The sequence below is a fragment of the Ignavibacteriales bacterium genome (genome assembly GCA_026390795.1).
GTDB lineage: Bacteria > Bacteroidota > Ignavibacteria > Ignavibacteriales > Melioribacteraceae > Fen-1258.
The window spans coordinates 203589-228784 of sequence record JAPLFG010000001.1 but is presented as its reverse complement, the minus strand read 5'-3'; the positions used below and the strand labels follow the sequence as shown (position 1 = coordinate 228784).

24 protein-coding genes are annotated in these 25196 nt (G+C 35.5%); 1 reads left to right on the top strand and 23 read right to left on the bottom strand.

Annotated elements, in window-relative coordinates; translation table 11 throughout:
* Position 1: 1 nt before the first annotated feature.
* The 23 genes from lysS to NTX65_00795 all read right to left on the bottom strand — a co-directional run bounded on the left by lysS (position 2) and on the right by NTX65_00795 (position 22270).
* Positions 2 to 1510, bottom strand: a complete 1509-nt coding sequence (lysS, locus tag NTX65_00905; GenBank protein ID MCX6167871.1) for a lysine--tRNA ligase — start codon at positions 1508 to 1510, stop codon at positions 2 to 4.
* 32 nt (positions 1511 to 1542) lie between these two features.
* On the bottom strand, positions 1543 to 3051 hold the full coding sequence (gene dacB / locus NTX65_00900) for a D-alanyl-D-alanine carboxypeptidase/D-alanyl-D-alanine-endopeptidase (GenBank protein MCX6167870.1): 1509 nt from the start codon (positions 3049 to 3051) through the stop codon (positions 1543 to 1545).
* Positions 3032 to 3745 carry a pseudouridine synthase gene (locus NTX65_00895; protein ID MCX6167869.1) on the bottom strand — a complete coding sequence of 238 codons (714 nt, stop codon included), beginning with the start codon at positions 3743 to 3745 and terminating at the stop codon, positions 3032 to 3034. Before NTX65_00895 ends, dacB begins: the two co-directional genes overlap by 20 nt.
* The gene (gene scpB, locus NTX65_00890) at positions 3726 to 4418 is read right to left on the bottom strand and encodes an SMC-Scp complex subunit ScpB (GenBank protein MCX6167868.1); all 693 of its coding nucleotides are present in this window, start codon (positions 4416 to 4418) and stop codon (positions 3726 to 3728) included. Before scpB ends, NTX65_00895 begins: the two co-directional genes overlap by 20 nt.
* Positions 4411 to 5130, bottom strand: coding sequence for a segregation/condensation protein A (locus NTX65_00885; GenBank protein MCX6167867.1), 720 nt, complete (start codon positions 5128 to 5130; stop codon positions 4411 to 4413). Before NTX65_00885 ends, scpB begins: the two co-directional genes overlap by 8 nt.
* Before the next feature lies 1 nt (position 5131).
* Positions 5132 to 6118, bottom strand: a complete 987-nt coding sequence (trpS, locus tag NTX65_00880; protein ID MCX6167866.1) for a tryptophan--tRNA ligase — start codon at positions 6116 to 6118, stop codon at positions 5132 to 5134.
* Between the two features lie 62 nt (positions 6119 to 6180).
* The gene (locus NTX65_00875; protein MCX6167865.1) at positions 6181 to 6513 is read right to left on the bottom strand and encodes an HNH endonuclease; all 333 of its coding nucleotides are present in this window, start codon (positions 6511 to 6513) and stop codon (positions 6181 to 6183) included.
* A 306-nt stretch (positions 6514 to 6819) separates the two neighbouring features.
* Entirely contained in the window at positions 6820 to 7923 is a 1104-nt protein-coding gene (gene mnmA / locus NTX65_00870) for a tRNA 2-thiouridine(34) synthase MnmA (GenBank protein ID MCX6167864.1), read from the bottom strand.
* An 88-nt stretch (positions 7924 to 8011) separates the two neighbouring features.
* The gene (acpS, locus tag NTX65_00865; protein ID MCX6167863.1) at positions 8012 to 8398 is read right to left on the bottom strand and encodes a holo-ACP synthase; all 387 of its coding nucleotides are present in this window, start codon (positions 8396 to 8398) and stop codon (positions 8012 to 8014) included.
* 1 nt (position 8399) lies between these two features.
* The gene (gene ggt, locus NTX65_00860) at positions 8400 to 10097 is read right to left on the bottom strand and encodes a gamma-glutamyltransferase (protein MCX6167862.1); all 1698 of its coding nucleotides are present in this window, start codon (positions 10095 to 10097) and stop codon (positions 8400 to 8402) included.
* Positions 10081 to 10989, bottom strand: coding sequence for an MlaD family protein (locus NTX65_00855; GenBank protein ID MCX6167861.1), 909 nt, complete (start codon positions 10987 to 10989; stop codon positions 10081 to 10083). The genes ggt and NTX65_00855 overlap by 17 nt, the downstream gene beginning before the upstream one ends.
* On the bottom strand, positions 10961 to 11305 hold the full coding sequence (locus NTX65_00850; protein MCX6167860.1) for a hypothetical protein: 345 nt from the start codon (positions 11303 to 11305) through the stop codon (positions 10961 to 10963). The genes NTX65_00855 and NTX65_00850 overlap by 29 nt, the downstream gene beginning before the upstream one ends.
* 42 nt (positions 11306 to 11347) lie before the next feature.
* The gene (locus tag NTX65_00845) at positions 11348 to 12628 is read right to left on the bottom strand and encodes a hemolysin family protein (GenBank protein ID MCX6167859.1); all 1281 of its coding nucleotides are present in this window, start codon (positions 12626 to 12628) and stop codon (positions 11348 to 11350) included.
* A 34-nt stretch (positions 12629 to 12662) separates the two neighbouring features.
* Positions 12663 to 13109 carry a single-stranded DNA-binding protein gene (gene ssb, locus NTX65_00840; GenBank protein ID MCX6167858.1) on the bottom strand — a complete coding sequence of 149 codons (447 nt, stop codon included), beginning with the start codon at positions 13107 to 13109 and terminating at the stop codon, positions 12663 to 12665.
* 162 nt (positions 13110 to 13271) lie between these two features.
* Positions 13272 to 13739: an SPOR domain-containing protein gene (locus NTX65_00835; GenBank protein ID MCX6167857.1), complete on the bottom strand. Its 468-nt coding sequence runs from the start codon at positions 13737 to 13739 to the stop codon at positions 13272 to 13274.
* 62 nt (positions 13740 to 13801) lie between these two features.
* Entirely contained in the window at positions 13802 to 15079 is a 1278-nt protein-coding gene (locus NTX65_00830) for an outer membrane protein transport protein (GenBank protein MCX6167856.1), read from the bottom strand.
* 71 nt (positions 15080 to 15150) lie between these two features.
* Positions 15151 to 15651 (bottom strand): hypothetical protein, encoded by a 501-nt coding sequence (locus NTX65_00825; GenBank protein ID MCX6167855.1) that lies wholly within the window; start codon positions 15649 to 15651, stop codon positions 15151 to 15153.
* Positions 15644 to 17140 (bottom strand): acetyl-CoA carboxylase biotin carboxylase subunit, encoded by a 1497-nt coding sequence (locus NTX65_00820; protein MCX6167854.1) that lies wholly within the window; start codon positions 17138 to 17140, stop codon positions 15644 to 15646. The genes NTX65_00825 and NTX65_00820 overlap by 8 nt, the downstream gene beginning before the upstream one ends.
* Before the next feature lie 5 nt (positions 17141 to 17145).
* The gene (locus tag NTX65_00815; protein ID MCX6167853.1) at positions 17146 to 19494 is read right to left on the bottom strand and encodes an endonuclease MutS2; all 2349 of its coding nucleotides are present in this window, start codon (positions 19492 to 19494) and stop codon (positions 17146 to 17148) included.
* Positions 19491 to 20045 carry a CvpA family protein gene (locus tag NTX65_00810; GenBank protein ID MCX6167852.1) on the bottom strand — a complete coding sequence of 185 codons (555 nt, stop codon included), beginning with the start codon at positions 20043 to 20045 and terminating at the stop codon, positions 19491 to 19493. The genes NTX65_00815 and NTX65_00810 overlap by 4 nt, the downstream gene beginning before the upstream one ends.
* Positions 20042 to 20494: a GatB/YqeY domain-containing protein gene (locus tag NTX65_00805; GenBank protein ID MCX6167851.1), complete on the bottom strand. Its 453-nt coding sequence runs from the start codon at positions 20492 to 20494 to the stop codon at positions 20042 to 20044. Before NTX65_00805 ends, NTX65_00810 begins: the two co-directional genes overlap by 4 nt.
* A 64-nt stretch (positions 20495 to 20558) precedes the next feature.
* On the bottom strand, positions 20559 to 21248 hold the full coding sequence (locus NTX65_00800) for an SDR family oxidoreductase (protein ID MCX6167850.1): 690 nt from the start codon (positions 21246 to 21248) through the stop codon (positions 20559 to 20561).
* Entirely contained in the window at positions 21245 to 22270 is a 1026-nt protein-coding gene (locus tag NTX65_00795; protein ID MCX6167849.1) for a hypothetical protein, read from the bottom strand. Before NTX65_00795 ends, NTX65_00800 begins: the two co-directional genes overlap by 4 nt.
* Positions 22271 to 22363: 93 nt before the next feature.
* Between NTX65_00795 and polA the strand changes: the two genes are divergently transcribed.
* Positions 22364 to 25195, top strand: a complete 2832-nt coding sequence (gene polA / locus NTX65_00790; protein MCX6167848.1) for a DNA polymerase I — start codon at positions 22364 to 22366, stop codon at positions 25193 to 25195.
* Position 25196 lies beyond the last annotated feature (1 nt).

Genomic DNA, 25196 nt, shown 5'->3' with positions numbered 1-25196 from the left:
CTTATTTCTGCGGACGCATTTGCGGGAACAAAATTACATCGCGTATAGATGATTGATTTGTAAAGAGCATAATTAATCGATCGATTCCGATTCCAAGTCCGGCAGTTGGCGGCATTCCATACTCTAAAGCCCGGACAAAATCTTCATCAATCTGATGAGCTTCCTCATCACCTGCTTCTTTCATCTTTGCTTGATCTTCAAACCGGCTGCGCTGGTCGATCGGATCATTCAATTCACTAAATGCATTGCAAATTTCTCTGCCAAGGATAAAGCCTTCAAAACGCTCAACCAAACCTTCTCGACTTCTATGCTTCTTTGCCAGCGGAGATAACTCAACCGGATAATCAGTTATGAACGTTGGTTGAATTAAATTTGGCTGTATAGTTACTTCGAACAAGAGGTCAATCAATTTACCTTTACTTTCTCCCCCTTCCATATCAACATTTTTTGTCTTCAATAGTTTAATCAATTCTTCATTCGAAGCCGCCAAAACATCAACACCCACTTTATTTTTTAATTCATCAACCATAGAAATTCTTTGCCAGGGCGGATTAAAATTGATTTTATTTCCTTCGATTTCAAATTTGGTTTTTCCAAAAACATTTTTGCACAACTTGGCAACCATGTTCTCAACAAATTCCATCATCCAGAAATAATCTTTGTAGGCAACATACAGCTCAAGCATTGTAAATTCCGGATTGTGGGTTTTGTCCATTCCTTCATTTCTAAAATCTTTTGAGATTTCATAAACGCCGTCAAATCCACCAACAATCAATCGTTTGAGGTAAAGTTCATCGGCAATTCTCAAGTAAAGATCAATATCCAAAGCATTATGATGGGTTACAAACGGACGTGCCGTTGCGCCTCCATATAATGGTTGAAGAACCGGTGTTTCTACTTCGAGAAGTCCATTCTCATCAAGATATTTTCTAATTTCAGTCACAACTTTAGAACGCATTCTAAAAACTTCCTTTACATCAGAATTCAGGATAAGATCCAGGTAACGCTGACGATATCGAAGTTCTTTATCGGAAAATTGATCATGAATTACTTTGTTCCCTTGTTCATCTAAAGTTTCTTTTGGAATTGGAATTGGCCTTATCGATTTTGAGAGTACAACAAATGATTTTCCATGTACCGATATTTCTCCGGTTTTGGTCTTGAATACAAATCCTTCTACTCCAATAATATCACCGATATCAAGAAGCTTAAATACATCGTAATAATCTCCGATGTCATCCTTCTTTAAATAGATTTGTATCTTTCCTTCATTATCTTGAATATGGGCAAAGGATGCCTTCCCCATTCGTCGTATTGCCATTAATCTGCCGGCAATTTTCACATCTTTATTTTCTAACTGCTCAAAATTATTTTTAATTTTCTCTGAGTAGCTGTTAATATCAAAATTATATGCAAAAGGCTGAATCCCTTTTTCAATAAGTGCTTTTAGCTCTTCGTGTCTGCGCTGAACCAACGAATTATATTCCTGCTCTTGACTTATGTTTTCCAATTTTCCTCCATATTTATCTGGGTACGTGAAAGTTAATTTCTAATAAAATTTACGAGGCGATTGCATACATTATCTTGTATATAATTTGCGAGTGTTGACGGGGTTAAATAATTATTTACAATGATCGAAAAAGCTAACGGTTCACCTGAAATGGTTTTTAAGTATCCAGATAATGCAGATACATTATTATTATAACCTGCTTTAGCATGGACGTTATTTTCTGCTGCTGTTTTTTTCATCCGGTTAATTAATGTCCCATCGATACCGCCAATAGGAAGTGACTCGTAAAAATTTGGGAATTCATCACTCTTATACATAAATGACAAAAGGTTAATTATTTGTCTAGGTGTTACCAAGTCTAAACGGGACAATCCCGAACCGTCTGCCATCATCATATTTTCTGGATTGATACCCATAGTATTAAATATTTCTTTACACGCCTTAACACCATTCTCGATTGTTCCGTAGTTATAGATTTCAAGACCGATTGTTTTTAATAACTGCTCGGCATAAAAATTATTACTGTTCTTATTCAATTCCTTGATAATTATTTTTAATGGAACTGATCTATAAGTATAAAGAGGAGTTAGATCATTGGGTAAAATATTCTTCTTTGAACTGTCGATAGTTCCTATTCGTCCTTGAATAACAATTCCCTTTCTTTCAAAAACTTCACGTAGAACAGTCAAGAAAAACATAGTTGGATTGGAAATTGAAACGTGCTCGATAATTGGTTGAGAATCTTTTTTGATATTTCCTGTTACATTAATTTGATTTGTTCCGCGCTGACGTTGAACTGATACTGATGATTCACCTAGTTCATCAACCGTAATAACTTTTGAAACAAGTGAAACATATTTAGTATAAGGTGTTATGATGATTTTTGCCGGAAAATTGACTTCAGTTGGTTCAATTTTTACTTCAATACTATTATCATTAAAACTCAGAGCACCAGAAGGAGCTTCAAACCAGCTTGATTCATAATCCCAGGTCCAGCCGTTTCCAAGTCCGACGTTATCAAAAAAAGTATCATCACCGAAAATGTTTCCGCTTATAACCCAAATTCCCTTTGATTTGAGTGTGTCAGCCCAATTTTCAAAAATTTTAATTTGATTGCTGGGAAAGAACCGGCTTGAGATTGTAGGGTCTCCAGAACCTTGAATTATAAGGTCCCCTTTTAATACACCTTTTTCCAGCCCTCCGTTAACATAAAAATCGGTTTCATAAATATAATTTGGACCTAAAAGCAAAAGCGCTGCGGCACTTGTAAATAATTTCATATTGGATGCCGGTATAAATAATTTATCAGCATTCCGCTTATAAATTATTTCACCTGTTTTCAAAGATTTAACAAGAACGCCCCAGGTGGCACTGCTAAAATTTGGATCGTTGAAATAATCATCCAGTTGATCACGCAATTCTACCAACGGATTTAATATTTGAACGGATTTTTTTTCGTTCAACGAATCTTTTTGTTGAGCGGATAAAACCGACAACGAAACAAAAAAAATAATAATTAGCTTACTTACCGTAAACTTCATAAATTTTTTCAATTTCACGATGAGATAAAATTCTATAACTGCCTACCGGAATTCCTTTAACCTCCAGACCACCGTAGTTTGTTCTCTCCAGGCGGTCAACAAAATATCCAAGAGCAATGAACATATTTTTGACAAAATGATTTCTGCCTTCTACGGCAACTACCAAAACCTTGTTACGGTCTTCTTTATTAATAAATTTAATTTCAATGAAACGGCTTTTTCTTCTATCAAGAAGAATTCCTTTTATTAATTTCAATCGGTCTTCTTCTTCGAGAGGTTTATGAAGTGTAACCTTATATTCGCGGGGAATTTTATTACCCGGATGCGTTAAATAATTTGTAAAATCTCCATCATTCGTCAAAAGAAGAACGCCTGTGGTATCGTAGTCCAATCTACCAACCGGAAAAATTTTTTGCTTTGTTTCAATGAGATCGAGAACTGTTTTTCTGCCCTTTTCATCATCCGTGGATGTGATATAACCTTTCGGTTTATTTAAGAGGTAATAAACTTTTTTCTCAGGTTTAATTCTTTCTCCGTCTAGCTGAATAATATCTTTATCTGGATCAACTGTAAATGCAAGGTCTATTACAGTTTTCCCATTTATATCAACGCGCCCATCTTTAATGAACTCTTCCGATTTACGGCGTGATGCAATTCCGCATTCGGAGAGATATCTATTCAGTCGTATTTTCATTTTCTAAGTCAGACTCCGGTTCTAATTCATTTTCCTGTTCAAGTTCCGATTGAAGTTCTTCTTCTTCGGCTTTTTCTTCAATACCACTCATCATAATTCTACGCTTCTGTTCGAGGAAATCTTCATCTTTCATTATCTCTTCAATCTCGCGCGGTTTAGGAAGATCGCTTACGGTTCTTAATCCAAAATATTTTAAAAACTCTTCTGTTGTAATATAAAGAAGAGGACGACCAACCGTCTCAGCCCGCCCTTGAATTGTTATAAGATTTTTTTCCAGCAATGTATTAAGAGTATAATCTGAGTTAACACCCCGAATTGATTCAAGCTCCGGTTTTGTTAGTGGCTGTTTATAAGCAATAATTGCAAGTGTCTCAAGTGCTGCTTGACTTAATCTTCTTTTTGTTTTTTCTGTAGACAAATAGCCGACATACTTTGCATGATCTGGTTTCGTAGCATGTACAAATCCATGTGCAATTTTTAATATAGTAAAAGCATTCCCGTTCTGTTCATACTTAATATTTAGTTCATCTATTGTCTCTTCAATTTCATCATCAGTAATCTCTGTGTCGGATCCGTCCAATGCTTTTATTGCAGTTGTAATCTCCGTCGGAGTTATTGGATCGTCTGATGCAAAAATTAAGGCTTCTATAACTGAGTTATAAATTTTATCCATTTGATAATCCGTAGATAATAAAGTCGTTTAGGTTTATTGATTCTCTTAATCCAATAGTTCCCGCTTTCACCATTTCAAGCATTGCAATGAATGTAACGACAATCCGGATCTTATCATGCATCTCAATCATCAATTCAAGAAAGCTAACATTATTATTCTCTTTGAGTTTAGAATTTATGTAAGTCATCTGCTCATCAATTGAAACATTCCATTTTTTAATTTGATGAACTGGTTCTGGAGGACGATCTAACAATGCTTTCTTAAATGCTTTAATCAAATCATAGATTGTTATGTTTTTTAAGAGAACTTCATAATCATTTGGTGCCTGCTTGGCATCTTCTTCATAATTTCCACGGTAATTGAATTTACGCATATTCGATTCCATGAAGCTCATCTCTTCGGACATCTCTTTGTAACGTTTATATTCGATTAGAGCTCTTACTAAATCCGCACGCGGATCAATCTCTTCTCCTTTCTCATCAATTTCTTTCGGAAGAAGCATTTTAACTTTTATTTGCATCAACGTAGCTGCCATCAAAATAAAATCTCCGGCAACTTCAAGATCTAATTGTTCGAGAAGGTGAAGGTAATCCATAAATTCTTTGGTGATCTTAGAAATTGGAATATCATAAATATCCAATTCATCTCTCTTTAGGAAAAAGAGAAGCAAATCAAGAGGACCTTCGAATTCATGTAATCTTATCTTGTACACATCAACCTAACTTCATTTTCTGATGAACTTCTTCCATCGTCTGTTTTGCTATTACTTTTGCTTTGGATTCGCCATCGTTCAAGATTTCTTTTATTTTATTAATATCATTTATATAATATTTTCTTTTTTCAAGAATAGGCGCAAGCACTTCATTTATTTTGGAAGCACATCTCATTTTGCAATCTACACATCCAAGAGCACCGCTTCTGCAATTTGTATCTATTTCCGGAATTTCACCCAGATTAAATTTTTTATGATAAGTGAATACCAAACAAACTTCGGGTCTGCCGGGATCGTTCTTTCTTAATTTTTGAGGATCGGTCACAGCTTTTCGTAGTTTTTGAATAACCACATCGGGTTCATCTGAAAGAAGGATTGTATTGCCAGCTGATTTGCTCATACGCTGACCATCGAGTCCAGGTAAACGCGCAAAATTTGTTATCATTCCTTCAGGCTCAGGAAACACAGGATTATCAATTGCGTACTGTGTATTAAATTTTCTAGCAATCTCACGTGTAATTTCTATATGAGGTAATTGATCTTCACCAACCGGAACTACTTCACCTTTGTACAGCAATATATCTGCGGCTTGTAGTACGGGATAACCAAGGTGACCGTAAACCAAATTTTCAATATTCAAATCACGCACTTGCTCTTTCAATGTTGGATTCCGTTCGAGCCTGGCTTTGGTTATTAACATAGAAAATATTAGAAACAACTCTGTATGTTCTTTTATTTGAGATTGACGGAATATGGGCGATTTTTCTGGATCGAGCCCGGCAGCCAACCAATCCGTCACCATTTCGATTGTGTTGGAATAAATATCTTCGGTTGAAAGATCTGTTGTTAAAACATGGTAATCTGCTACAAGATGATAATTTTGATATTCATCCTGTAATTTAATCCAATTTTCGAGTGCGCCTACATAATTGCCTAAATGCATTTTGCCGGTGGGACGCATACCGCTAAGTATTCTTTTCTTTGCCATAAGCCGAGAATTTTATTGAGTAACTAATTTGATGTGCAAAAATAATGAAAAATTAATTGAGATTACGATTGGAATAAGTACTGTTTCCAAGTGTCTTCCAAACGGCCTGCATTATTACGGATAAACATGATATGATTCGGTGCATAAGGTTTGATTTTCATTTTAAGTTTTGCTTCTTCGGGTGTTCTGCTTCCTTTGCGGTTATTGCAAGGCAGACAAGCGGCTACTAAATTTTCCCAGCTATCATCCCCGCCTTTCGATCTCGGAATAATGTGATCTATAGTTAAAGGTAAATCCGCTCTTCCGCAATAAGCACATTTATGTCCGTCGCGTTTTAAAATGTTTCTTCTTGTTAGAATAATTTTTTTGTAAGGAACTTTAATGTAATCGTTCAAACGGACAACACTTGGCCATGGATATGACTTTGAGACTGAATGAATTTCTTTTTTTTCATTATTAACAACTAATTCAGCTTTACCAAGAAAAATAAGTACGACTGCCTTTTTGACATTGCAGATAGTGAGGGGTTCGTAGCTTTGATTAAGGAGAAGAACTCTTGCGTTAAGTGATCCATTTGTTCCAAGTTTTCTTTCGAAGACTTACCTCCGTAAGTTTTATAATTTCTATTTAAAGCCGGATTTTTGATAATTACCCTTCCTTAAACATTGCAAATATCGTAATTAGATTAGAATAATGAAAGCCTAATCAGTTTTTTTCTGAATTATACCTCCCGCCAGCACATACCCTTGTTCATCGTACAAAACAAGCGATTGCCCAGGAGTAACTGCATTTTTAGGTTCATTAAATTTTATTTTGATTTCTTTTTCGTTAGCATCAATAACTACTGCCAATGATGCTTTATCACTATACCTAATCTTTCCAAAAACAATTTCATCTTTTTTTAATTCGGATTTGCTGACGTAGTTGATTTCATTTGCAACACAAACATCTTCAAGCAGTTCATCCTTGTCGGCAATTTCAACCGTATTAGTCTCTTGATCGATACTCTTCACATAGACTGGTTTACCAAGAGTCACTCCAAGTCCTTTTCTTTGACCTACTGTATAAAATGGAATTCCGCGATGCTTTCCGACCGTCTCTCCATGATAGACAAGATTGCCGCCTTGAATTTTTTCAACAACTTCCGGTGCTCTTTCTCTCAAAAATCTTTCATAATTATCATCCGCAACAAAACAAATTTCTTGACTGTCCGGTTTGTTAGCAGTTTTTAAACCGAATTCAGTTGCGAGCCTGCGTACCTCTTCTTTTGTGTAGCCACCCAATGGAAATAGCGTCCTGCTCAAACTTTCCTGTGTTAAACCCCAAAGTGCATATGTCTGATCTTTCCTCTGATCCGTAGAATATTTCAATGAAAAACGATTCAATGAAACGTTATGCTCCACACATGCATAATGACCGGTTGCGACATACTTTGCATCAAGCGAATCTGCTTTCTTTAGAAGTTCCTCCCATTTAATTTTTCTATTACAAACCACACATGGATTAGGAGTTCTGCCGTTGACATATTCATCAACAAAATTATCTATCACAGCTTCTTCGAATGCTTTTGTGAAGTCAACCGTATAATGCGGTATACCGAATGAAGTTGCAACATTCTTTGCATCAAATATTGCGTCTAATGAGCAACATCCGGATTCATGTTTCGGCGCACCGCCGACTTCCATGAATCCCCACGTTTTCATAGTTACACCAATAACTTCGTAACCTTGTTTGTGTAAAAGCGCTGCAGCAACAGATGAATCAACACCGCCGCTCATTGCTACTATAACTCGTTTTTCGTTCACTTATTCCCTTTCTGAGAATATTTCTATTAACCTTAACAACAAATATAAAGAAATAGTTTAGTTTGATGATGTGAGAAGAAAATGCATCTTATTCTGAATTTTTGGTAGAATAAAGAATTGCTACACATGTAACATAGTTCTCGGAATGGCTCATTGAGATTTTCAATTCTTTACCATGATTAAGATAATCCTTAAGTGATCCGTAAAATTTTACTTTAGGAAGTCCGTTTACTTCGTTATAGATCTCTACATCCTGCCAGCTGTAAACTGTATCTGTATCATTCGAAAGTGCTTTGTAGATAGCTTCTTTGGCAGCGAAGCGTGCGGCGAGATGCTGATATTTATTCGGTCGGGAAAGTGAATAATCTATTTCAGTTTTAGTGTATATTTTTTTTAAGAAAGCATCACCGTACTCATCAATACTCTTTTGAATGCGCTCAATTTCTATTATATCAATTCCAATTCCAAGAACCATATTACCATCCAGCTGCTTTCCCAAATCCACGTGGATCTGATGCACCATAAAATGTTTTAGTACTTGAATCGATTATAATTCCTTCCAAACGTCCCAAAGATTTTACTTCATTCAATTTATATCCCAGAGAGACAAGATCCTTGTAAGTTTCATCAGATAAAGCCGGCTTCTCAAAATCAATTTGATCTGGAAACCATTGATGGTGAATCTTCGGAGCGGCAATTGCATCATAAATGCTCATATTGAAGTTAATTACATTCATAACTGTTTGAAGCACCGCGGTAATAATTGTTGAACCGCCCGGTGTACCGATAACCATAAACGGTTTATCATCTTGCAGAATTATTGTCGGCGTCATTGAACTCAACATTCTTTTCTTAGGCTGAATCGAGTTAGCTTTACTTCCAATCAAACCATATTGATTTGGCGCTCCCGGTTTGGCGCTAAAATCATCCATCTCATTGTTCAACAAAAAACCAAGACCATCTACAACAAATTTATTCCCAAAGCCGCCGTTTAGCGTATATGTTGTACTAACCGCATTCCCAAATTCATCTGCAACTGAGTAGTGAGTAGTTTCTTCTTTTTCTCGATGCTGAGGAATTTTTGCGGCTGAGATTTTATTTGATGGAACTGCGTAATTTCCTATTTCGTCTTTTAATTCAGCTGCATATTGTTTAGAGGTCAGATAATTTGTTGGCACATCATAAAAATCCGGATCGCCCATATGTTCAGAACGGTCGGCATAAATATGTTTCATAACCTCTGCAAGTGTGTGAATATATTTTGCACTATTCCAACTTTCCTTATTGAAAGAAAAATTTTCCAGAACATTTAACGCTTCGATCAAACATATTCCGCCTGAAGATGGCGGAGGCATCGAAATAATTTTATATCCGCGATAAAATCCCTCTACCGGAAAGCGTTCAATAACTTTGTAGTCTTCCAAATCTTTTAATGAAAATAAACCATTATTCTTCTTCGATTCAGCAACAAATTTAGCAGCGATTTCGCCTCTGTAAAAAGCATCTTCGCCATTATCTCTAATCAATTTCAAAGTATTTGCCAATTCTTTTTGAATCAGAGTGTCACCTTCCACATACTTTATTCCGTTCTTAGTAAATATTTTTTTTGAAGTTTCTATTTTCAAAAAATCTTCATAATAAAAATTAATTGATTCAGCCATATCTGCATTAAGGACAAATCCTTTTTCTGCAAGATCAATCGCGGGCTGAATAACTTCTTTAATATTCATTGTACCGTATTTCTGAAGAGCGTAAATTAATCCCGCGACTGTCCCCGGAACACCGGTTGAACTCCACCCGGTTTGGCTAAGTTCTGGAATAAAATTTCCAATGCTATCTAGGTACATTTTTTCATATGCTGCAAGAGGGGCAACTTCTCTAAAATCGATTGTTGTATTCTTACCATTTGAAAGATGAATAACCATAAATCCGCCGCCGCCAATATTTCCTGCGCTTGGAAATGTTACTGCCAGTGCAAATCCGACTGCAACTGAAGCGTCAACCGCATTGCCACCCTTCTTTAGAATTGAAACGCCTATATCGGTCGCAATATCATTTGCGGTTACAACCATCCCATGTTTTGAATGTGCGGCAATTACTTTAAAAGAATAAGTTGTGGAGAAAAGTGAAAGGATAAAAAACAAAACCAGCATGAATTTAGAAGATGTGAGCATTTACTTCTACACCTTTTGATTTCAACTGTTCCATAAGTACTTTTATAAGTTCTCTGGCTTGTTGTATTGTTGTTTTTAGATCGTTCATCAAATCCGGATCATTCAACATTTTGCCAAGATTATTCTGGTTCTTATCTGTCTTATCCATAAAATCATTTACTTTTACTAAGAGATTTTTAGAAACCATTAATACACTGTTGATTGAGGATATTGTTAGCGAGATTGAATCGCGGTTAGTTTTTAAAAAGTCATTCGCATTTTTTGTTAATTCAGTTCCCGATTTCAAAAGTTGATTTATTTCCTCTTTATTATTGAGAACTAATTTGTTAAGATTCTCCGTAAGAGTGACGAGATTAGATACCGAAGTTTTCAAATCCGAATTAAACTCTTTATCTAATAACGTTTTGTTAAGTGCCGTAAGTGATATTTTGACTTCCTTAATTACATCTACGAGATCATTCTGAACTGTTCCCAGCATTGCCATAGCAGATGCAATATCACCATCAAAAACTCCTTGCTGCAATTTATTAAGATTCATATCAGTTTCGGAAACCCCGGGATTAATCTCAACTTTTTTACCACCCATAAGATCCAACATCATTACAGAAAATTTAGCATCTTCTTTTAAGATAACATCAAGAGGTAAATTTAACAATGTGTTAACTTTATTACTTTTGATAGTAATCTCGTCAACGTAACCTTTCCTAACACCGTTAATAGTGACCGGATCACCAACTTCAAGTCCCGCGACCGAAGGGAATTCAACATTCACTTCTTTCCTTTGTGCATTGATGGTCCAATTTTTTGCCCATCCTAGAACCCAAAGGAATATGAGCAATCCGAAGAATACGGTAATACCAACTTTAATTTCTGTTTTTCTCTGATCTTTCATATCGCGTCAAATAGTTTTTGAAATTGTTGAAATCGAGAGAGTCTATTTTTTTATAGCGGAAAATATGCTGTGCTTCACTCATAACACTTTGGACTCTTTCCATTGCTGAATCAAAAGGAATATGTTCATTTTGCTTAAAGAATTTATGAATCTCAATTTGCAGCGAATCCTTATAAACTGATGCCTTAACATCCGTAAGTTTCTTATCAAATTCATCTCTTGCCATATTAATTACTTTGTTTTTCGAGAATTCTTTCAAGAAATCTTTTTTATACTTAACAAAATAAACAACAACCATCACAAATAATGTAAACAAGACCACCGATGTTATGAAGCATCCTTTTTTCATTAGCAATAATTAGTATGTGATTTTTTCAACAAGTACTTTATTGATTCGGTTGTTTACAACTTCCGTTACAGTAAATTTATAGTTATTGTGAATGAAATGAAAACCTTGCTTGGGAATACTTCCCGCATGGTTAAATATAAATCCGCCAATAGTATCGTAGTCGTCATTCTCAGATGAATAATCTTTACCCAGCAAATCATTAAGTTCATCAATCGAAACTTTTCCTAAAATCATATAACTGGTATCGCTCAATTTAGAAATTTCATTTTCTTCTTTGTCGTACTCATCACGTATTTCGCCTACTACTTCTTCCAGAATATCTTCAAGAGATATTAGTCCGGAAGTACCTCCGTATTCATCAACAACAATTCCCAAATGCATATTCTTTTCTTGAAATTCATGAAGCAGTTCGTTAATCAATTTTGTTTCCGGAACAAATAGAGCTTCCCTTGCAATGTTTCTGAAAGATAGTGTTTTTCTTGATTCGGGATTCTTTAAAAAAGGCAGTATATCTTTTGCGTAGATGATACCGCTTATTTTATCCAAACTATTTTCATACAATGGAATTCTGCTGTGTCCAGATTCATTTATAATTTTCATTAATTCATCAAAGCTTTCATCTATAGATATAGCAGTGATATCAACTCTCGGAGTCATTATTTCACGTGCTGTAACCGTTTTGAAAGAAACTATTCCATGGATAAGTTCGTGTTCTCCCTCTTCGATGGTTCCTTTCTCAATACTTAAATCGGCAAGATCGGTTATTTCTGTTCCTTGAAGAACAGATTTAGATTTATCAAAATTAAAACGTGATGTTACGAAAACTAAAAGATCGGTCAATATCTTTGAAACTGGATAGAATATTATGCTGATCCAATAGAGAGGAATAGCAACCAACTTTGCAAATTGAAGAGGATATTTTTGTGCCCATAGTTTAGGAGTAGTTTCACCTAACAATAAAATTAATATTGTCAGTAATGTTATTTGAACAAATAGAGCAATCCCGACGGAAATTTTAAATGTACTTGCAATCTCTAAAGCAATTACAACTGAAATTATAGATGCCGCAACGTTTACAATTGTATTCCCAAGAAGTATTGTAACGAGCAGTCTTTTGGGATGATCTAAAAGCAGTTGAATATACCCGCCGATTATTCTATGCTCCTTTTTAAATTCTCTAATTTTCTTTTTATTAAAAGAAAAAAGAGCAACTTCTGATCCGGAAAAAAAAGCAGAGAATAAAAAGCAGATTAGTAAAAGCAGAATTTTAGAATATAAACTATAGTCCAACTAATATTTTATCCTACACAGTTCAACATTCATATTAAAATGGAAGATCGTCATCTGGTCCGGTTGTAGAAGCATCCGGATCACTTTGAGCTGCAAAACTGCCGGTTCTTTCAGTGCTGTTATATTCCACACCTCCGCCTTCTCTACCTTCCAACGGAATAAGTTTTTCCGATATAATTTCCGTTATGTACCGTTTGACCCCTTCTTTATCAGTGTAATCTCTTTTTTGAATACGACCTTCAACGTAAAACTTTTTACCTTTTTTAAGAGATTCTTTGTAGAAATCGGGTATGTTGAAAGAAACAACGTTGTGCCAAGTAGTTTCGTTTACCCAATTGCCGTCTTTACCTTTATAGCTATTCGATGTGGCAATTGAGAAAGATGTGACAGACAAATTATTTGTAGTGAAGCGAGTCTCTGCATCATTTCCAAGATTACCTATCAGCATCACTTTGTTTAATGAGAATGCCAAATTATTCACCTTTATTTGTTAGAAATGTTTCTTGCTCTAAATTTATCATTATTAGTTGAAATTACAAATACCGAATAACGATGCGGGATAATATACCAGATTCTAATTCAGAAAGTCGATACGTTCATCTATACCAATTTTCAACACAAATTTTACTTGCTGAATAGTATCCTATTCAAGAGTTATAACGAAAGCATCTTTGAATGAAGGAATTTGCCAAATATTATTTTTAACTTTTTCCGCTTCTTCATGAGTGGCAAACGGCTGCAAACGAACCACGAAGCGTTTATCACTGTCGCGCAATGTTATACTCATTACGTAATCAATCTTAGCTTGATTTTCTTGTACAAATGATTGTGCACGATCTTGAGAAGAGAAAACACCTACCTGAACATAAAATTTTTTGACTGATGTGACAGGTTCGTTTTTTACATTTACTTTATTCTCTACTTTGCTAGAATCTACATTTTTCGGTAATTGCTGCTTTGGGGTTTCTACTTTTGTTGTATCTTTTTTAGTTACATCATCGAATAGATAAACTTCCGGATCTTTTTTCTGCTGCTGAGTAGTTTCTTGAGAAGCAGAGCAGGCAAAAAGAATGGCAGAAATGAACATCAAAAAATAATTAGTTTGTCTCATACGCCTACACATTTAAAAATTACAAAGGGATGGAATAAACCATCCCTTTGTTTTGAATATTCTTAGAGACTATATGAAAAGTCAAGACCGAATAAGTGTGCAGAATTACTGTACGTGCCATTAAATCCAAATTTGGAATTTCCAATGGTTCGATCTGCAAATATTAGATACATATAGGAAATATCAAGACCTAAATGATCTGTTAACTTTCCTCCGAAACCGAGATTAATACCAACACGATTTGCATCCGGTAAAGTTGGGTCAACATATCCGTCAGGAATTGGATTTCTATCATAAAGCAATCCGCCTCTTAATGCAAAACTGTCTGTTGGTTTATATTCGAAACCCCAACGGACGATAAAAGTATTTTCGTAATTTCTATCAACTGAGTTTGTGTATGTGCCGCTAAAGGTTGGGCTTGCAGGATTATAATTTGCAAAAGTAACAGCTAGTTTATCATAACTTGACCAACCGACATATTGAAAATCAAATGTTGTTGTGAAATTATCGCTAGCCATATATGCAAGACCGAAAGTAAGATTTTGTGGTGTGGTTAGTGATGCGGTGATGTCGCCATTCGGCCACGGAACAGTAACCGGTACTTTTAGAATAGGATGTACAAAGGTGAAGCTAGCCGGTGTGCTTGTTGCTGTTCCGGAAAAATCAAATGTCATTTCACTTCTGTAAGTTAAACCAAATTGCAATTTATCTGATGCCTTATACAGAATACCAGCTGTAAAACCGATTGCAACATCAGATGTTCCTTCCATAAGTGTTAAAAATTCTGGACCAAGTGGATTAACAGCATTTACGCTCTTCTTTGAAATTGTCACATTTCCAACTGCAATTGCAGGTCCGGCGCTTACTGATAAATTTTCAAATAATTTGTAAGCTATAACAGGTGTAAAAAAGTAAGTTTCAACTTTTGTTTCAACAGCCAAACTGCGACCAACCCAATTCTGATCCCATTTTGTACCAAGACCGTATTGATTGTTAATTCCCAGTCCGATAGCTAATTTATCTCCAATCTGCTGTGTTATATAAAAATTAATTGGATTGAAGACCTGACCGTTCATATCTGTCAGCGTATTTTGTGGTTTTGGGGCTGTATAAGATGAAATAGGGAGAATTAATGTTGCACCGGCTAAAAATTGTGTTCCTTTTAATTGAGTTATACCAGCCGGATTAAAATAAATTGCCGATGGATCGTTTGCTAAACCTGTAAATGCACCAGCCATAGCCATAGCGCGGGCACCGTGTTCATTCAGCTGGAAACCGCTTCCGTAAACACTATTAGCAAATAACCCACAGATGATAATAAGGGTAAATAATTTCTTCACACAACCTCCTCTTGTTTTTGAAATTTCGGCGAAAATATAAGTAATTGTATTTGAAAAGCAAATAAGATTTCTTATTCAATTGTCAGGATAATTGAATCCTTCTCAACAGACTGTCCTTCATTAAAGAATATTTGTTTCAAGATCCCGCTCGCGGGAGAGCGTAATTCATTCTCCATTTTCATTGCTTCCAGGATCAATATCGACTCCCCTATTCTTATTTCTTCTCCAACTTTCTTTTTAAATTTCAATATGAGTCCCGGCATAGGCGCCTTAACATCCGAATGATGTTTTAATTTGCTCTGTTTTTTCTGAAGATCATTGGCAGTCTCTTGAAGTTGTGTCCTAACTACAGTATCGAAATAACAAGCATCAATAACGATTCCGAATCTGTCGCTGTTTAATTTATTTGAAGTAATTTCAAAAACACTATTATCTATTCTAATTACATAAGAATTGTTTGATATTTGAGAAAGATCCGTTTTCACTTCCCGATTGCCAACCTGAACTTTGCCATCGCCGAGAATCTTTACTAAATGTTTACGATTATTAATCGTAACAATAAATTCATTCATATAATTGCGATCGCCATGAATTGTTGTCGGAAATATTATTATTAGAAAGAGTATTCTGAATTTCTCTTTGTTTAAGGAGCGCCCCAAGTATTGCGGCAATTTCTTCATAATCCTTTGATGATTCATCTTTCCATTTGTCCGGAACCAAGGGCATAAATTCATTTTCAAGAAAATTAATATCGAATGTTCCGTCGAGAAAAGTTTTTTGTTTTAGAACCCAATTGAATGCCGGAATATTTGTGATCACACCGCTAATTTGATATTCACCCAGAGCACGTTTCATTCTTGCCAGTGCTTCTTCTCTATCAATTCCCCAAGCAATAACTTTCGAAAGCATTGGATCGTAATAAATCGGCACTTCGCTGAGAACATCAATACCGCGGTCAATTCTAATTCCCGGACCTGAAGTAAGCCTGTGATGAATTATTTTTCCAGTTGATGGTGCAAAATTATTATCAACATCTTCGGCATAAATCCTACATTCTATTGCGTGCCCGTGAATTTTCAAGTCCTCTTGTTTTAGAGTAAGCTTCTCTCCATTGGCAATTTTAATCTGCTGTTTAACCAGATCAATGCCGGTGATCATCTCGGTAACAGGATGTTCAACCTGGAGTCTTGTATTCATTTCGAGGAAATAAAAATTTTTATTCTTATCCATTAAAAATTCTATAGTTCCGGCATTGTAATAATTACATGCTTTAGCTGCTTTCACCGCAGCTTGAGTAATTTTTTCACGTGTCTGTCCATCTACTGCAATGGACGGTGCTTCCTCAATTACTTTTTGATGCCGGCGCTGCACCGAGCATTCTCTTTCGAATAAATGAATGTAATTACCAAACTTGTCTGCTAATATCTGAACTTCAATATGTTTTGGATGCTCAATAAATTTTTCGATATAAACATAGTCATTGCCGAATGCTTTAAGAGCCTCATTCTTTGCCCGGTTGTAAGATTCCTCAAAATCTTCCTCGCGGTCAATCTTACGCATTCCTTTACCGCCGCCGCCTGCCGCTGCTTTTAACATTACCGGGTAACCAATTTCCGCTGATATTTTTTTCCCATCATTAATATTTTTTATCGGTTCAGTCGTTCCGGGTACAATTGGAACGTTATTAAGTTTCATCAATCTTCTAGCGGAGGTTTTTTCTCCCATCATCTCAACAGATTTTGAAGATGGTCCTATGAAAATAATTCCGGACTGTTCAACCATTCGGATAAATTCCGGATTTTCTGATATAAATCCGTAACCGGGATGAATAGCATCTGCTCCAATTTCTTTTGCAAGTTTTATAATTTTTTCTTTGTTGAGATATGATTCATTTGCGGGAGAAGGACCGATTAAGTATGCCTCGTCCGCTCTTCTAACATGAAGTGCATTTTTGTCTGCCTCAGAATAAATTGCTACCGAGGTTATCCCCAACTCGCGGCATGCTTTAATTATTCTGTGAGCAATTTCACCGCGGTTTGCTATTAAAATTTTTTTTATCATTCATCCTACTTTAATTCAACGACGGTAATTCCTTCTCCGCCGTATTCGATATTTGCAAAATAGTAATTTTTTACTGAACCGTTGTTTCTGAGCAATCCATGTACAAGTTGTTTTAGTGCACCGGTCCCTTTTCCATGTAGAATTTCCACACGATCAACACCGGCCATATAAGCGTTATCTATAAATTTAATGATTTCAAATTCCGCTTCGTCTGCTCTTTGACCGCGTAAATCTAAGCGGTAACTGATTTCACTTTGATCAAGAGTAAATGATTTTGCCGAAGGTTTTTCAATTTCCGATTTTTTTGAAGGCAGTAAATCGGAATATTTTGTTTTCATTTTTAGGGTACCGACACTTAGCACAGCTTTATTTTTCTGCTTATCAATTTCTTCAATAACACCAATAGAATCAGTTTCTTTTATTTTTACATAATCCCCTACTTTTAATTCACTTTTTTCGGAAACAGATTTTTTTTCTTTTTTGAAAACGACCTGACTTTCATTTTTTATCTCTTCAATTTTCTTTTTCTCCTCTTTGACAACTAACTTATCTGCCTGAGACTCCCGGATTTTTTTAATCGCATTTTCAACTTTCTTATTTACATCACTCAGATATGTTTCTGCTTTTTCTTTCGTATCGGCTAAAATTTCTTTCTTTTGAATTTCCAGTTGTTCAATCTTACCATGATAAAGATTTGTCAAACCTTTTAACCGGGAATTTTCACGTTCCAACTTGTTAAGTTGTTCTTTTAGACGCTGGGATTTCTTTTCCAAAGAAACTAGAAAATCTTCGATCTTCGTTTTATCAGTATCCAGATATTCCTTTGCTAGAGTTATAAATTCCTCATCGAAACCGATTCTATTAGCAACCTCAAAAGCATAACTTGAGCCTGGCGTACCTTGATTAAATTTGTAAGTCGGCTGAAGATGTTCTGTATCAAATTCCATAGAAGCGTTTTGAAATTTCTCAAGCTGGTTTGCAATTAGTTTTAAACTACCGTGGTGAGTTGTTGCAAGAACTTTGGCACCTTTATCACGAAGAGTAATAAGCATTCCGGATGCAATTGCCGCACCCTCCGCCGGATCTGTACCCGTTCCAATTTCATCAAGAACCACTAGAGTTTTTTCATCGGCTTCATCAATAATATGTTTTATGTTTTTCAGATGTGAACTAAATGTACTCAGATCGTCTTCAATTGATTGCGCGTCACCGATATCAACCAATACTTTTTCGAACACGAGAAAATTTGAATCGGGATGTGCCGGAATTGGGATACCCGCCAGAGCAAGAATAACCAACAACCCGGTTGTTTTCAAAGTAACAGTTTTGCCGCCGGCATTTGGTCCGGTGATAAGAACGATATTTATATTATCCATTTCCAAATCCATCGGCACTGTTTTCGAATAACCAATCCGTTTGATAAGTAATGGATGTCGTGCATCAATTAATTTAAATGGCTTTTCCTGATCAAAAGCAGGGTGAGAACCGATTATTTCAATTGAGTATTTACCACGCGCAAAGATGGAATCAATTTCAGCAACTGCAGCAAGAGAATTTTTCAATTCTGAATTTACTAAACCGATCCGCTCGGTCAATCCTCTTAATATTTTTTCTATTTCCCGTTTCTCCGCAAAGCTGAGTGAAAGGATCTCATTATTAAGTTCAAGGGTCTCTTCAGGCTCAATATAAACAGTCTGCCCCGTAGACGATTCTGAATGGACGAATCCTCTTACGTGGCGTTTATGTTCCGCTTTCACGGGAAGAACAATTCTTCCGTCGCGTTGAGTTATATATTCTTCCTGGACAAGATAAGAATCGCTCAATTGCTTTAAAAGTTTTTGTACTTGTTTACGGAGCGACGTTTCTTTGTCTCGAATTTCAATTCTGATTTCACGGAGTTTTGGACTCGCATCGTCACGTATTTCACCATTCTCTGTAAAGACTTTTCCAATGAAGTGCTCGAATACTTTATCAACAAAGAGTTTTTCAGTTAACTCATGCAGGAAAGTGTGTCCGCCGTCTTTAGGTTTCAAAAATTGAAAAAGTTTACGCGATACTTCGGCAAGTTTAAGGATATCAATAATTTGTTTCGCCTGAAGAACTGTTCCTTCAATTCTACTCCGGGAAATGACTTCGTTTAAATCCGGCAGGTATTCAATCGGGGGAACATCATTTTTAATTAGAATTTCTTTAGCTTCATTGACCCGGCTGCAGTTTATTTTTAAAAGATCAATATCAGTCAGCGGTTGTAAACTATTTACAACATTTTTACCATTCTCGGTGATACAATATTTGGCAATTAAGGCAATAACTTTTTTGTATTCTAATTTTTCGAGTATCTCTTGAATGATCATTTTTTTATCTGAAGTGAGTCAATTTGCGAATTAGAGTCTTCATCTTTCTTTTCAATATATTTTTTTAAATAATCTGATGCATTTACATTTTTCCCGATTACTATATCAATTGATTTGGGAATAAGATTCAAAACAAAATTGTAGCTCCAAGAATTTTCTCTTTGTGTGCTATTTGGAAAACTGAAAATATTTAAGAACAGGAATAAGGCACTAAGAAAAAAAGAAATTTGGACTACGCCGATTACACCGCCGAGGAATTGGTTAAGAAACCGGTTTACTTTATCAAATGGGTGAATTACTCGCTTTAGTAATGAGGCAATTAAAATTATTACCAAAAATATTGTTATACCGGCAATGACACTTGATAAGTACTCATCATTATTAAAAAAAGGTATTAATAATTTGCCGACTTTGTGAGAGAATTGGAATGCCAGGAATACTCCAAGTATTAGACCGATAAGACCGATTATTTTTCTAACCAACCCATCTTTGAATCCCAGCAGAAAGCCGATGATGATGACAATAAAGATTATGTAATCGAGATAGTTCAATTACCGCTCAAGACTTTTTCGACGATTTCCTTCACGACTTTCCCATCAGCTTTTCCCTTTAGTAATTTTGCGGCAACAGGCATCAGTTTTGGAAAATCTTCTTTTGTTTTAGCCCCAACTTCTACGGCAATTTTTTTTACCTCAGTTAGGATCTCTTCCAAGGAAAGTTGTTTGGGTAAATACTCTTCAATTATTTTCAACTCGGCTTCCTCTTTTTCAGCCAATTCATTTCTTCCACCGTTACGGAATTGTTCAATCGATTCTTTTCTTTTCTTTGCGGCGGTTGTAAGCATTTTAATCTCTTCTTCCGGTGTAAGTTCTTTTCCCGAACCGCTTTTTTCAAATTCTAATATTAGTGCGCGTATTGATCGGATCGTTTCGAGCCGTATTTTATCACCCGATTTCATCGCTTGCTTCATATCTTGATTTATCTTTTCAGTTAAGTTCATAATTCCTCCACTATTAAATCGTGTTTTTACTTGCGCCAAAATAACTAATTAGATCCATAAATTTTTATCGTAGGGAAAATGGCAATTCAACAATATTTCCGGATGACACTTTGTAATTTTCGAATAATGAGTTCACAACGCTGCATATATCAACTGGGCTAACTAATTGTGTAATATCTTTTACCCATTCACGGTTCGATTTAGTATCAATAATGAATGGAGCTACTGCATTAGCGCTAAGACCAATGTTTGAGCACTCAAGAGCAAGTGATTTAACAAGCATATTTAACCCATTCTTGGAAATGTTATATGCTGCTTTATTAGCTTCCGGTTTTAGACTCGAAAGAGCACTCGTAAAACAGATTGATCCGCCTTTTGTTCCATACACCAATTTTGTGAAATGCTTGGCAATTAAGAATGACGTTCCAAGATTTATATTGATCATTTTTAAGAAATCGTTATAGATAGTTTCAGAAATTGCATTCCCTCCTGTAAAACCTCCGATTGTATTAAACAAAAAATAAGTGGCGTTACTATCTTTTCGAACTTTGGAAAAAGCATCAATAACATTCTCTTCATTAGTAAAATCATCTGCGTTTATAATTACAAAATTATTTTTTGCATTTCCCAATTTGTATTGACGGCGGGCAAAGAAATAACAATAATCATAATCTTGATTTAAGAAATATTCTACAGCAACTTTTCCAAGATCCCCGGTTGAACCAAATAATAAAAATATTTTTTCAGTTTTCATTTATTCTTTCTATAAATAAATTTAGCGCCTATAGGAAAATGATCGCTGTAACCGCCAATATATTTGTTCCCTTCATAAGTTGGAATTGCCCCGCCCTTTCGATTCCCTTCTTCAAAGACAATAAACGGCGGTTTAATAATTTCAAATGAATTACAATCGTATTTAAATTTTTTTCCGTCTATCAATGTAGATGAAATAATTATCTGGTCAATCATATCAAATTTACCTTTGTATAAATATGAGCCTTCCTCATTCGAAAATTTTTTATAGGCAAGATTTAGAAAAGCATTTTTAGATTGTTTTTTGCAGTCAAAATCTTCTGCCCCCAATATTTTCTCTACCGACTCATTATTCGGTTCATCGTTAAAATCCCCTAATATGATCACTTTACTTTTCGGAGATGTTTGGGCAAGAGTATCTAAACTTTTTTTCAGTACACTTGCGGCAGCAAGGCGGTTAATATTGGATTTCTCTACACCTCCAGTTCTTGAAGGCCAGTGATTTACATAAATATGAAATTTTTCTTTATCCTTTTTATGAATTAATACAACATGAAGAATATCGCGTGTAGGGTTGCCGTTAGGCAGTTCAACATGAAGAGCCGCGAGACTATCAATTTTGAATACATTTCTATCATACATCAATGCAACATCTATTCCTCTTCTATCGGGAGAATCTCGATGAGCAACAATGTAATCGTGGTCTCTCATATTATAGATCAACTTTTTAACAACATTTATATTTTCGACTTCTTCCATAGCTATAATATCCGGACCGCATCCGTGATTCATATAATTTAGAACTCTAGTAATGTTATTAATTTTATGATCATATCTTTCATTGTTCCAGCGTTTATCTGACCCGGGCAGAAATTCTTCATCATTTTTAAGTGTATCATCTTCCGTATCATAAAGATTTTCTAGATTCCAGTTTGCAACATAAAACGAATCTTTTTTTACAATTTGACCGTTCACTGTCAAAGAGATAAGCAATACCAAAATGAAGACTATTCGGCGAATCATTTGTTCCTCTAGTTTTGTAGTTGTTGTATGAATCTATTTATATTCTCACCTGAAAATATAATTAAAATAAACTAACGAGATAAGATGAGTTTGATGGAAAAATCATACAAAAGCAATCCGCTCCTACGCCCTAAATTTGTAATTATTGATGCAATGGCGTTAGCATATAAGGGTTATTACGCATTTATATCGCGTCCGCTAACATCCTCATCCGGTGAACCAACATCTGCAGTATTCGGGTTCCTCAATCAGCTTTTTAAAATCATTGAGGATACAAAACCGGATTACCTTGCAGTCGGTTTTGATTCAAAAGAAAAAACTTTTAGGCATGAGAGGTATGAAAATTATAAATCATCACGGCAAGCCATGCCGGAAGACATGATTCCTCAAATAAAGAGGATTCAAGAAATCATTAAGGCATTTAATATTCCGCTCTACATTTTGCCTGGTTACGAAGCAGATGATTTGATTGGAACCGCTGTTAAAGAAGCGGAACAACAAGGATTTGACTGCTACGCAATTACCCCCGATAAAGATTATATACAACTCATTTCACCAAATATAAGAGTTGTAAAACCTGGCAAATCAACAGATGAGATCGTGATTTTAGATGAAGATAAAGTCCGTGAAGAAATGGGATTCGATCCAATTCAGATGATTGATTATTTAGCCTTGGTTGGAGATTCAAGCGATGACATTCCGGGAGTTGCAGGAATTGGACCCAAGACTGCAGTGCCTCTTATTCAGAAATTTAAATCACTAGAAAATATTTATAAGAACCTTGATAATATTGATAAAGCTGGAATTGTAAATAAATTAACAGAGAATAAAGAGAATGCTTTCCTTTCAAAAGAATTAGCAACAATTAAAACCGATACACCATTCCACATGAATTTTGATGAGGCGAAGTTTCACAATCCCGATTTAGAAAAATTGTTTAAAATTTTTGCTGATCTTGAATTCAAACAATTCTCCAATAAGTTGAAAAAACTTTTTATCGAATCAGAAATTGAAAAACCGCAAGAGAAGATTGAAGAACCGACCACTCCTAAAAATGAAACAGAACAAATAAGTACTGAAATGGGAGTATTTGAAAAGAACAAGGTTAAATACAAACTGATCTTATCGTTCAAAGAAGCCAAGGGGCTATCGCAAAAACTTTCCGAATGTGAGTTATTTGTTTTCGATACTGAGACAGATGGACTGGACACACTTAGCTTAAATCTTGCAGGCTGCGCATTTGCGATGAAACCGAAAGAGGCATTTTTTGTTGCGACTAACCCAGCTACACTCTCAACTTCATTTTTTGAGTCTGATCTTAGCGACCGTTTGCCGATGGACGATTTCGTAAAAATTTTCAAACCGGTATTTGAAAATAAAAAAATAAAAAAAGTCTGCCAGAACGGAAAATTTGATATCGGTGTGATGAGGCATATCGGAATTGACGTGAATAATTTTTATTTCGATACAATGCTTGCGAGTTATGTAATAGATGCCGACGAAAAACACGGTATGGATGAATTATCAAAAAAATATTTAGGCTATAGCCCAATTCCGCTTACTGAATTGATTGGTGCGAAAAAAGAACCAAAAAAAATTTTTGATGTTGATCCAAATTTACTTTCCGATTATTCCGGCGAAGATGCAGATATAACATTCAGACTTTATGAATTACTCCGGAAGGAATTAAAAAAGGAAAACCTTGAAAAAATTGCCTACGAAATTGAGTTTCCACTAGCGCCTGTTCTTGAAGATATGGAGCGCACTGGAATTAAAATCGATACGAAAAGTTTAAAAGTATTCAGTAATTTTTTACAAAATAAACTTGACGACTATTCAACTGAGATTATTAAACATGCCGGCGAGAATTTTAATATTAATTCTACTCAGCAGTTACAGAAAATTCTTTATGAAAAATTGAAACTTGTTCCTCCTTCAAAAACCAAAACCGGATTTTCGACTGATGCAAAAACACTTGAATTGTTAAAAGGTATGCATCCTATTATTGATGTGATATCTGACTACAGACAAGTTTCAAAACTAAAATCTACTTATGCCGATTCGCTGCCGCTGCTAATACATCCTTCTTCCGGCAGATTGCACACATCATATAATCAAGCTGCAGTGTCAACGGGACGTCTATCAAGCAACGATCCGAATCTTCAGAATATTCCAATTCGAACGGAACTTGGTAAAGAAATCCGGAAAGCATTCGTTCCGCGCGATAAAGACTATCTTATACTTTCAGCCGATTACAGTCAAATTGAATTGCGCATAATGGCAAGTATATGCGGAGATGTAACACTTACCAAAGCATTTAAAGACGGTGAAGATATTCATAGAAGAACTGCCGCACTTGTTTTTAAAGTTGATCCGAGGGATGTTACTCCTGATATGCGCCGTAAAGCAAAAGAAGTAAATTTTGGAATACTTTATGGTCTTGGTCCATTTGGATTAAAATCCCGATTGGGAATTACTCAAGGTGAAGCAAAAAAAATAATTGAAGACTATTTCACTTCGTTCAAGAGTGTGCGCAAATTTATGGATGATTGCGTTGCAAGTGCCAAAAAGAAAGAGTATGCCGAAACTATTTACGGAAGAAGAAGATATTTAAAGAATATTAATAGTAAGAACCGTGTGGTTCAACAATTTGAAGCGCGTGTTGCCATCAACATGCCGATACAAGGGACTGCCGCGGATATGATTAAGATTGCGATGATAAAAATTTATTCGGAACTGGAGAAGCGAAAAGCCAAAACAAAAATGGTATTGCAAGTTCATGATGAATTGGTTTTTGATGCCCACAAAGATGAAATTGATGATCTGCAGCCAATGATCAAAGAGATGATGGAAAATGCACTTCCATTGAATGTTCCAGTCGTTGCGGAAACCGGTGTTGGCGAGAATTGGTTGGATGCGCATTAAC